This is a genomic window from Micromonospora sp. NPDC049201, assembly GCF_055586805.1.
Genome location: NZ_JBVJHM010000008.1, coordinates 340,294 through 349,315, shown reverse-complemented (window position 1 = coordinate 349,315; position 9,022 = coordinate 340,294). Strand labels below are relative to the sequence as shown.

Here is a 9,022-nt window from a genome sequence, read left to right as displayed (position 1 = left end):
CGACAGGCTGGAAGGGCCCCGTCCGCGAGGCGCCCTTCCTCGAAGGCGCGTGTCGCGACCGGGCCGCAGGCGACCTGGCTCGTCCCACGTCCGTCGGCGCCGGCGGGAGGCCGACGCCGACCGTACGGGGCATCACAGTTGCGGGACAGCGCCGGTTTCGCACCGGCTTCGCTGTGGCACGGTCGGTGCCACCGTAGCGCACGACCAGCGAAGATCACCCGGACGGGCGGGGTGGGCGGGGACCCCGGTGGGGGTGGAGCCGGGGTCCCCGCCGCCGGGTGAGGTCAGCAGTACTGGCTCTGCTTGCCGATCGCCCGGTACGGGCAGTCGGCGTACTCGGAGAGCGTCAGCACGGCGTCCCGGTTGCGCGAGGTCTGCGCCGGGATCACCTCGTCGGGCGGGTAGAAGCCGCCGCCGGAGGCCGAGCCGGGGTACATCTCGAACGTGTACGCCCAGATCTTGTGGGTGCCCCACATCCAGTCGATGCTGGTGCCGTCCGCGATGTAGAGGTCGCTGGACTGCTCCGGGGTGTAGCCGTTGCTGGCCGCCATCTGCTGGCCGATGGTGGCGAACGTGTTGTACTGGTCGGCGTTCATCCCGGTGGCGGTGTTGCTGTACGTGTAGCCGTACGGCCAGAGCACCAGCTGGGAATAGGTGTGGAAGTCGATGTTCGCCTTGATCTGCTGCACCCCGCCGACGACCCGGCTGTTGACGAAGTTGCGCAACGCGGCGGTCTCCGGGGCGGAGAAGGCGGACGGGCCGCGGTAGGTGTCCGACGACTTCGTGCTCGACGAGCCGCCGCAGCAGCCCCACTGGTAGCTCCAGTTGCGGTTCAGGTCGGTGCCGACGTACGTGGAGCCGCTGTTGGGCTGCCGGTTCTTCCGCCAGGAGCGGTAGGAGCCGGTGGCGATGTCGTACTCGCTGCCGTCCGGGTTGACGGTGGGCACGATCCAGATCTCCCGGGAGTTCACGATGTTGGTGATCCGGGAGTCGGTGCCGTAGTTGTCGGTGAACAGGTTGAGCAGGTAGATCGCCATCTCGACGGTCAGGTGCTCGCGGGCGTGCTGCTGGGCGTTGAACAGGATCTCCGGTTCACCCTCGTCGGTGCCGACGTTGTCGGAGATCTTCACGGCCATCAGGTCCCGGCCCTGGTAGGACGTGCCGATGCTGAGCTTGCGGGCGATGCTCGGGTGGTCGGCGACCACCTGGTTCACCACCGCGGTCAACTCGGCGTAGTCGTGGTAGTTCGAGTCGGCGGGCGGGAACGCGTACGCGGTCGCGCCGCCGGCCGGCGCCGGGGCGACGTCCTTCTCCAGCCGGAAGCCGAGCCGGGTGATCGCCTTCGCCTCGGTGGTGGTGGCCGTGACGTGCAGCACGCCGTGTTCGGAGTAGTCGATGGCGGCGCCGGTGCGGGCGACCGCGGTGCGGTCGGCGACGGTGCGTGGGCCGAGCACCCGGTAGGCGACGGCGGCCGACTCGCCGGCCCGGTCCGGGTCGGGGCGGGCGGCGGCCGGCCCGGCGGCGGCGGTGACCAGGATCAGGCCGACGGCGGCGACGAACGCGAGCCGGCGGCGCAGCGGGGACGTGCGGAGGGCCATGGACAACCTCCTCGGGGTACGGGGAGATCCCGTTGTCCGCACACTCCACCAGCAGTCACATGGTCATATCAACATCCGTCGTTGTCACGTACCATCCCGACCTGATCCTCACGTCGGCAATGATTTTCCATGGCTGAACATCTGGCGAAACTTCCCGCCAAGGACGACAGTGAACGGCAACGATGCCGTTTCCCCGTGGAGCTGCCATGTTCGGAAGACCCCTGCGCGCGGTCGCCCTCGCCGGCCTGACCGCGCTCACCCTGCTCGGCACCACCGCACCCGCCCAGGCCAACGGCCCCCGGCCGGGCGTCACCCACGACGAACAGATCACCTTCCAGGAGTTCTCCCGCTACCCCGACTGGCGTACCGGCACGCACCAGGGCACCCGCGCCGTGCCCGGCCGCCAGCCGGCGCTCACCATCGCCCGGCCCGCCGGCACCACCGAGTTCACCGACGAACACACCGGCGCCACCCGCACCTGGGAGTACGCCACCTGGACCTCACCCGAGCGGCGGATCGGGTTCGACGCCACCGAGCTTGTCGCGTCCTGGAACGCCAGCACCCCCGCCGGCACCTGGATCCAGGTCGAGCTGCACGGCACCTACAACACCGGGGCCCAGACCCCGTGGTACGTGATGGGCCGCTGGGCCTCCGGCGACCAGGACATCAAGCGGGCCACGCTGGACGGTCAGGGTGACCCCTGGTCGAGCATCTGGACCGACACGTTCGCCGTCGACGACGCCTCGGCCGGGGTGCTGCTGCGCTCGTACCAGCTCCGGCTGACGCTCTACCGCGCGCCCGGACAGGCCGCCGCGCCGCAGGTCCGGATGGTCGGCGCGATGGCCTCGAACGTGCCGGACCGGTTCACCGTCACGCCGAGCCGGGGTGGCATCGCCTGGGGCACCGAGCTGGCCGTGCCCCGCTACTCGCAGAACGTCCACATCGGCGAGTACCCGGAGTACGACGGCGGCGGCGAGGCGTGGTGCTCCCCCACCTCCACCGAGATGGTGGTCGAGTACTGGGGACGCAAGCCCTCGGCCGAGGACACCGCCTGGGTCGACCCCGCCTACGCCGACCCGACCGTCGACCACGCCGCCCGGATGACCTACGACCACGAGTACGACGGCGCCGGCAACTGGCCGTTCAACACCGCGTACGCGGCCGGCTTCCCCGGTCTGGAGGCGCGCGTCACCCGGCTGCACTCGCTGGACGAGGCGGAACGGTTCATCAAGGCCGGCATCCCGGTGGTCACGTCGCAGTCGTTCCTGGCCGAGGAGCTGGACGGGGCGAACTACGGCACCTCCGGGCACCTGTTCGTGATCGTCGGCTTCACCGCCGACGGCGACGTGATCGTCAACGACCCGGCGTCGTCCTCGAACGAGGCGGTGCGCAACGTCTACAAGCGCGAGCAGTTCGAGCAGATCTGGCAGCGCACCAAGCGCTACCGGGCCAACGGCACCGTCGCCTCCGGCTCCGGCGGCATCGCATACCTGATCAAGCCGCTGAACCGCCCCTGGCCCACCGTCCCCAACTCCACCAACTGGTGAGCTGAAAGGAGGGGCCCCTTGTTAACGCCTGGCGTCGAGAAGGGGCCCCTTCTCACCACTCAGTCCTTGGGCTCGGGCTGGTCGTCGCCGGCCAGGGCGGAGCGCAGCCGGTCCTTCTCGGCGCGGCGGCGCTCCGCCGCGTCGGCCATCTCCCCGGCCATCTCGTCCCGCCACCCCTTCAGCAGGAAGAACGACAGCGTGGCGGAGAAGACCAACGCCAGCATCAGCCGCAGGAACATGTTCATCTCGACGAACCAGAGGGCCGCCAGCACCGCGACGAACAGCCCGATCCGGCCCAGCGTGTACTTGACCGCCGCGCTCATGCCCGCATTCCCACTCTCTCCGCCGCCTCAGCCCGTCCGCCGGGCCAGCCAGTGCACGCCATGAAACCAGATCACCGCGTAGACCACGGTGAAAACCGCCGCGGCCAGCGCGCCGGTGAACAGCGCCGGCAGCCCTGCGGCCAGCCCGGCCGCCAGCAACCCGGCCAGCACGCCGACCCCGAGCCCGACCAGCGCCGCCAGCACCCGGGCGGCACCGAACTCCCAGGCCCGGAAGTCGTCCCAGAACAGCCAGAGCGGCAGGATCACCGCCAGCCAGCCGTTGGTCCCCCCGAACCCGCCGGCGCCGAGTGCGGCGAACGCCCACTCGAAGAGCAGCAACGCCAGCACGCCGATGACCAGCCCGGCGAGCGTCACGCCGAGCAGGTCACCGAGCGTCAGGATGCGTCCCTCGGCGTCCCGCCGAGGAAAACCGCGCTGCTGCTCCCCGGTGCTCGTCGCCGGGTCAGGCCCAGACCTGCCGGTGCTCATCGCCGGGTCAGGCCCAGACCTGCTGCGGCTCGGAGCGGCGCTCGGCCATCGACGGCGCGGCGGCGTACTCACGGACGGTCTCGTAGCGGGTGTTCCGCTCCATCGGGCGGAAACCGGCGTCCCAGATCAGGTGGAGCAGGTCGTCCCGGTGCATGGTGTTCGGCGTGCCGTACGAGTCGGCGTCGTGCGTGATCTTGTATTCCACCACCGAGCCGTCCAGGTCGTCCACGCCGAAGTTCAGCGAGAGCTGGGCCACCGAGAGCCCGTGCATGACCCAGAAGCACTTCACGTGCGGGACGTTGTCGAACAGCAGGCGGGAGACCGCGAACGTCTTGAGCGACTCGGCCGGGGAGGCCATCGTGGTGCGGGCCTGGATCCGGTTACGGACCTTGCCGTCCGCCGAGTCGACGAAGTCGTGCTGGTAGCGCAGCGGGATGAAGACCTGGAAGCCCCCGGTCTCGTCCTGCAGCTCGCGCAGCCGCAGCACGTGGTCGACCCGGTGCCGGGGCTCCTCGATGTGGCCGTAGAGCATGGTCGACGGCGTCTTCATGCCCTTCGAGTGGGCCAGCCGGTGGATCCGCGACCAGTCCTCCCAGTGGCAGGCATGGTCGACGATGTGCTGCCGGACCTCCCAGTCGAAGATCTCCGCGCCGCCGCCGGTCAGCGACTCCAGCCCGGCGTCCATCAACTCGTCGAGGATGGCGTCGGCGGTCAGCCCGCTGATCTTCTCGAACCACTGCACCTCGGTCGCGGTGAACGCCTTGAGGTTGACCTTCGGCAGCGCGGCCTTCAGCTCGCGCAGCACCTTGGGGTAGTAGCGCCAGGGCAGCGTCGGGTGCAGGCCGTTGACGATGTGCAGCTCGGTGAGCTGCTCGTCCTCCATCTCCTTGGCCTTGCGGACCGCCTCGTCGATCCGCATCGTGTAGGCGTCCTTCTCGCCCGGCTTGCGCTGGAACGAGCAGTACGCGCACGACGCGGAACAGACGTTGGTCAGGTTGAGGTGCCGGTTGACGTTGAACATCACCCGGTCGCCGTTGAGCTCCGTACGCCTGTGGTGGGCCAGCCGGCCCAACCAGGTCAGGTCGTCGCTCGCGTAGAGCGCGATGCCGTCCTCGCGGGTCAGCCGCTCCCCCGCGTAGACCTTCGCTTCGAGCTCGCGCTTGAGTCCGGCGTCCATCCGAAAGCCACGTCCTTCCACCTGGGGGTCCCGATCGAGCGTACGTCGCGGGTCCGGAGCGTCGCCCGCGCGGTCGACCGCAGCGACCCAGTTCACCGGTCGTCACGCTCCGCACATCGACATCGTTGCGTCGGTGAGGTAAGACAGGGTGGGGCGGAACACACACCAGGGGTCGCCCCGTCTCATCACGCCCACGACGCGTGGCGCGCACCAGACCGGACGGGGAGCGGAATGGTCGACAGCACCAAGGCCCGAAGGCGACGGCGACGCTCACCGGTGATCTCACCGGTGCTGCGCCCGGCGCTCTGGTCCGCCCTGCTCGGGGCGGTCGCGGCCGCGGCGCTCGCGACCCCGGCCTGGGCCGATCCGCTGCCCGACACCATTCCCAGCACCGGGTCCCGGCCGCAGGTCACCGGCCCGCTCCAGCTTCCCACCGTGCCGGGTGCCGCCACCGGCCGACCCGGCGCCACCGTCCCCGGCCAGCCCGGCGTCCCGGTGCCCGGCCTGCCCGGGGCCACCGTGCCCGGCGGCGCACCGGTCCTGCCAGGTGCCACGACCGGCGTCACGAACCCGGCCGACGGGCCGCTGATCGCGCAGATCAACCTGGTCGACGGTCAGGTCGCCCAGCTCGGCGACAACCTCCTGCGGGTCAAGGGCGAGCGGGACGCGGCCCAGGCCGAGCTGACCACCGCCGCCGCCCGGCTCAAGGAGGCACAGGCCGCGCTGGCCCGGGCCCAGGAGAACGCCAAGAGCGCCGCCGCCGACGCGGTCAAGGCCGACGCCGCGCTGCCACCCGGCGAGTTCGGCGCCAGCCTGCGCCAGTTCTCCGATCTCCAGCGGATCACCCGGGGCGACAAGGCCGAGGGGGCCACCACCTCGGTGACCGGCGAGCTGCTGCGCGCCACCACCGACGAGCGGGTCGCGCGCGAGGCGCACGCCTCGGTCCAGCGCCGGGTCACCGAGAAGACCGCGGAGTTCACCCGGGTCGAGACCGACCTGCACAAGCAGGAAGCCGCGCTGCTCAAGCTCCGCCGCGACAACGCCGCCAAGCTGCTCGACATCGAGCGCCGCGAGGACGCCGCCGAGCAGCGGCTCGGCAACCCGTACGTCGTCAACCAGAGCATCAACGGCCTGGTCGCCGACCCGCGGGCGCTGACCGCCGTGCGCTACGCCCTGGCCCAGTTGGGCGACCCCTACCTCTGGGCGGCGGAGGGCCCGGACCGGTTCGACTGCTCCGGGCTGATGCTCGCCGCCTACCAGTCGGCCGGCTACCAGGGCCTGCCCCGCGTCTCCCGGGACCAGTACTACGCGACCCGCTCCCGCACCGTCAGCCCGACCGCCCTCCTCCCCGGTGACCTGCTCTTCTTCGCCTCCAGCGGTAGCTGGAGCAGCATCCACCACGTCGCCATGTACATCGGTAACGGCAAGATGGTGGAGGCGCCGCGGACCGGCGACGTGGTCAAGATCTCGGTGGTCCGGTGGTCCCGGCTCTACGCGGCGACCCGGGTGGTCGGCGCCGTCCCCGGGCCCACCACGCCGGTGCCGCTCCCGACCGTGCCGGTCAACCCGCCGAAGCCCGGCACCACGCCGAAGCCGACGCCGAAGCCGACGAAGACCGCCACGCCGAAGCCGACGAAGACCGCCACGCCGAAGCCCACGCCGACCACGTCCAGTCCGACGCCCACCCCGTCGACGAGCACCAGCCCGACGCCCACCCCGTCGGACACGCCGAGCCCGTCGCCGAGCCGCACCGCCACCGTCGCGCCGTCGTCGACCTCGGCGGAACCGACCGACAGCGCCGCCGCGCCGTCGAGCAGCACGGCGAAGCCGACGGAGAGCACGGCCGGCAGCAAGTCCGCCAGCCCGACCAGCACCGACTGACCCAACCGTCCGCTCCGACTGTGTTCCCGGGCCGGAATGTGGCACGGTGAGATCCAGGCACTTCCGGCCGGCGCCACGGTCGGGGGCGAGCGTGGGTGCGGAGGGGCGAGATGGGCGAGCACGAGGTTCCGGCGGAGACGGTCCAACCGGGATCCACGCCCGACCCCGGCGGGAACGCCGACGAGCGCCCGGCGCAGCCGGGGCCGGTCGCCGTCGCGCGGGCCCGGGTCAGCGTGGCCGGCTCGGCCGTAGCGCCGCCGTCCGGCGGGGAACGGCCCGGTCCGCCGGCCACCGCCACCACCTACCGGGCGGGTGCCCCGGCGGAGAGCGTCCCGCCGCTGGACCGCCGCCGCCCCGGGGCGACCGTCTCGCCGCCGTCCAGTTGGTCCGCCTTCGCGGCGGCCGACCGGCCGGCCTCGACCGACGACGACGCCGGCTCGCCGGCCGCCTCGACGCCGCCGACGCCGGTTCCGGTGGCCCCGATCCCGCCACCGCCGGCCGCCCCAACCCCGGCCGCCCCAACCCCGGCCGCCCCAACCCCGGCCGCCCCGAGCCCGGCTGCCCCGACCACGGCTGGTCCGATCCCGCTCCCGGCCGCCGCGACGCCGGCACCCGTTCCGACCGTGGACGCCGCCGACCGTTCCGGGCCGGCTCCCGACGACGCCGCGACGGGCCCGACCGACGACGACTTCCCGGCCACCCCGGCCTCCGGTGCCGCCCCGGCCCTCAGCGCCGCCCGCATCTCCGGCTCCGCCCAGGTGCCCGGCTCAACCCAGGTGCCCGGCTCTGCCCAGGTCTCCGGGGCCGTTCAGGTCTTCGGGGCCGCTCAGGTGCCCGCGCCGCGCGCGGAGTCCCCGGACGCGAGCCGGTACGCCCGCCCCGTCGGCGACGCCGGGCAGCAGCCGGCCGGCCGGGTCACGCCCGCGCCACGCACCGACTCCTCGGCAGCGCCTGCCCGGGCCAGCGCTTCGGTACCCGGCCTGAGCCGGGTCTCGGCCGACGAGGTCGCCGTGTCGGTGGCGGCCGCGCCCACCGCCGCGAAGCTCTACCGAGCCGCCCCGGTCAACCCGGAGCCACCGGAGCCCGCCCAGCCGCCGGAGCCGGCGCAGCCGCCGTCCCCGCCGGGCCCCGAGCCCGAGCCGGCTCCGACCCCGGTGCCCGGGCCGACGCCCCCGTCACCGGCTCCGCCCGTACCCGAGCCGGAGCCCCCGCTCCGCCCGACGCCCCCGGTACCCGCCCCCGTGCCGGCTCCGTCCCCGAATCCGCCCGGACCGTTTCCACCCGGACCGAATCCGCCGGGACCGAATCCGCCGGGACCGGTTCCGCCGATGCCCGGGCCACCCGTGCCACCCCCGGGGCCGGCGGTGCCTCCGCCACCGCCGCCGCCCGGCCCGATGCCCGCGCCCCCGTTCCCGCCGCCGCCAGCGATGGCCGGCGTGCCCGGAGCGCAGCCGGTCTGGCCCCCCACGTCCGCGCCGCCGGCCCCGGCCGTCCCGGCGCCGGCGCCGCCGACCTGGCCGCCGCCGGCCGCTTCCGCACGGCAGACCGAAACCGCCCCTCCGGTACGCCCGCAGCTCGGCAGTCAGGACCTGGCCGGAACCGCGTACGGCGGCACGGAGGGCCCGGGCTTCGCCACGGTCGCGCTCCCGCAGAGCAGCCCGTCGGAGAACACCGGTTCGCTGACCGGGCACATCCTGGCCCAGGGCTGGGCCGAGGACACCCCGGCCACCCGGGCCAGCAACACCAAGGTCATCATCGTGTTGGCCATCGCACTGACGGCGCTGATCGCCATCAGTCTGCTCGTGGTGTTCCTGGCCAACGACGCGTTGAGCGGCCTGACCGGCACCGTGCTGATGCGCTGACGGGGTGAGCCCGCCCACTACGGCCGCGCGATGCGGTGGCCGTGTCGGTGAAGCGCCGTACACTTGTGGGGATCACTGACCCGGCGTGCCCGACTGCGCGCCCATGGGCGATCTTGCGGGCGATTCGGCGGCGTGACGGTGCCGC

At 72.9% G+C, this 9,022-nt stretch carries 7 protein-coding genes, 1 pseudogene and 1 riboswitch; of the genes and pseudogenes, 3 read left to right on the top strand and 5 right to left on the bottom strand.

Translation table 11 applies throughout. From position 1 onward, the window contains the following. Nucleotides 1-47: 47 nt before the first annotated feature. Nucleotides 48-217, bottom strand: a riboswitch (cobalamin riboswitch). 70 nt (nt 218-287) lie between these two features. Then, nucleotides 288-1,598: pseudogene (locus ACZ6O5_RS19875) on the bottom strand (M14 family metallopeptidase); the annotation flags it as partial. Between the two features lie 206 nt (nt 1,599-1,804). Between ACZ6O5_RS19875 and ACZ6O5_RS19870 the strand changes: the two are divergent. Next, nucleotides 1,805-3,145, top strand: a complete 1,341-nt coding sequence (locus ACZ6O5_RS19870; RefSeq protein ID WP_465978988.1) for a C39 family peptidase — start codon at nt 1,805-1,807, stop codon at nt 3,143-3,145. A gap of 59 nt (nt 3,146-3,204) precedes the next feature. Here ACZ6O5_RS19870 and ACZ6O5_RS19865 read toward each other — a convergent pair whose 3' ends face one another. The 3 genes from ACZ6O5_RS19865 to mqnE are packed head-to-tail and all read right to left on the bottom strand — an operon-like array spanning nt 3,205 to nt 5,134. Next, on the bottom strand, nt 3,205-3,468 hold the full coding sequence (locus ACZ6O5_RS19865; protein WP_465978986.1) for a DUF4229 domain-containing protein: 264 nt from the start codon (nt 3,466-3,468) through the stop codon (nt 3,205-3,207). Between the two features lie 27 nt (nt 3,469-3,495). Then, on the bottom strand, nt 3,496-3,957 hold the full coding sequence (locus ACZ6O5_RS19860; RefSeq protein ID WP_425785230.1) for a hypothetical protein: 462 nt from the start codon (nt 3,955-3,957) through the stop codon (nt 3,496-3,498). A 7-nt stretch (nt 3,958-3,964) separates the two neighbouring features. Further along, a complete protein-coding gene (mqnE, locus tag ACZ6O5_RS19855; protein ID WP_465978984.1) occupies nt 3,965-5,134 on the bottom strand; it encodes an aminofutalosine synthase MqnE in 1,170 nt (389 codons plus the stop codon). A 231-nt stretch (nt 5,135-5,365) separates the two neighbouring features. Here mqnE and ACZ6O5_RS19850 point away from each other — a divergent pair, with 231 nt between their 5' ends. After that, nucleotides 5,366-7,015, top strand: a complete 1,650-nt coding sequence (locus ACZ6O5_RS19850; RefSeq protein ID WP_465978982.1) for a C40 family peptidase — start codon at nt 5,366-5,368, stop codon at nt 7,013-7,015. A 301-nt stretch (nt 7,016-7,316) separates the two neighbouring features. Here ACZ6O5_RS19850 and ACZ6O5_RS19845 read toward each other — a convergent pair whose 3' ends face one another. Next, nucleotides 7,317-7,757: a hypothetical protein gene (locus ACZ6O5_RS19845; protein WP_465978981.1), complete on the bottom strand. Its 441-nt coding sequence runs from the start codon at nt 7,755-7,757 to the stop codon at nt 7,317-7,319. 694 nt (nt 7,758-8,451) lie between these two features. On the opposite strand from ACZ6O5_RS19845, the gene ACZ6O5_RS19840 reads away from it, so the two are divergent. After that, nucleotides 8,452-8,877 (top strand): hypothetical protein, encoded by a 426-nt coding sequence (locus tag ACZ6O5_RS19840; RefSeq protein WP_465978979.1) that lies wholly within the window; start codon nt 8,452-8,454, stop codon nt 8,875-8,877. The last annotated feature ends 145 nt before the right edge of the window (nt 8,878-9,022 follow it).

What these genes read in the sequence shown, in the direction of transcription:
- ACZ6O5_RS19845 (WP_465978981.1), bottom strand. Translation starts at nt 7,757, where the DNA reads ATGCGGGCGGCGCTGAGGGCCGGGGCGGCACCGGAGGCCGGGGTGGCC.
- ACZ6O5_RS19860 (WP_425785230.1), bottom strand. Translation starts at nt 3,957, where the DNA reads ATGAGCACCGGCAGGTCTGGGCCTGACCCGGCGACGAGCACCGGGGAG.
- ACZ6O5_RS19865 (WP_465978986.1), bottom strand. Translation starts at nt 3,468, where the DNA reads ATGAGCGCGGCGGTCAAGTACACGCTGGGCCGGATCGGGCTGTTCGTC.
- mqnE (WP_465978984.1), bottom strand. Translation starts at nt 5,134, where the DNA reads ATGGACGCCGGACTCAAGCGCGAGCTCGAAGCGAAGGTCTACGCGGGG.
- ACZ6O5_RS19870 (WP_465978988.1), top strand. Translation starts at nt 1,805, where the DNA reads ATGTTCGGAAGACCCCTGCGCGCGGTCGCCCTCGCCGGCCTGACCGCG.
- ACZ6O5_RS19850 (WP_465978982.1), top strand. Translation starts at nt 5,366, where the DNA reads ATGGTCGACAGCACCAAGGCCCGAAGGCGACGGCGACGCTCACCGGTG.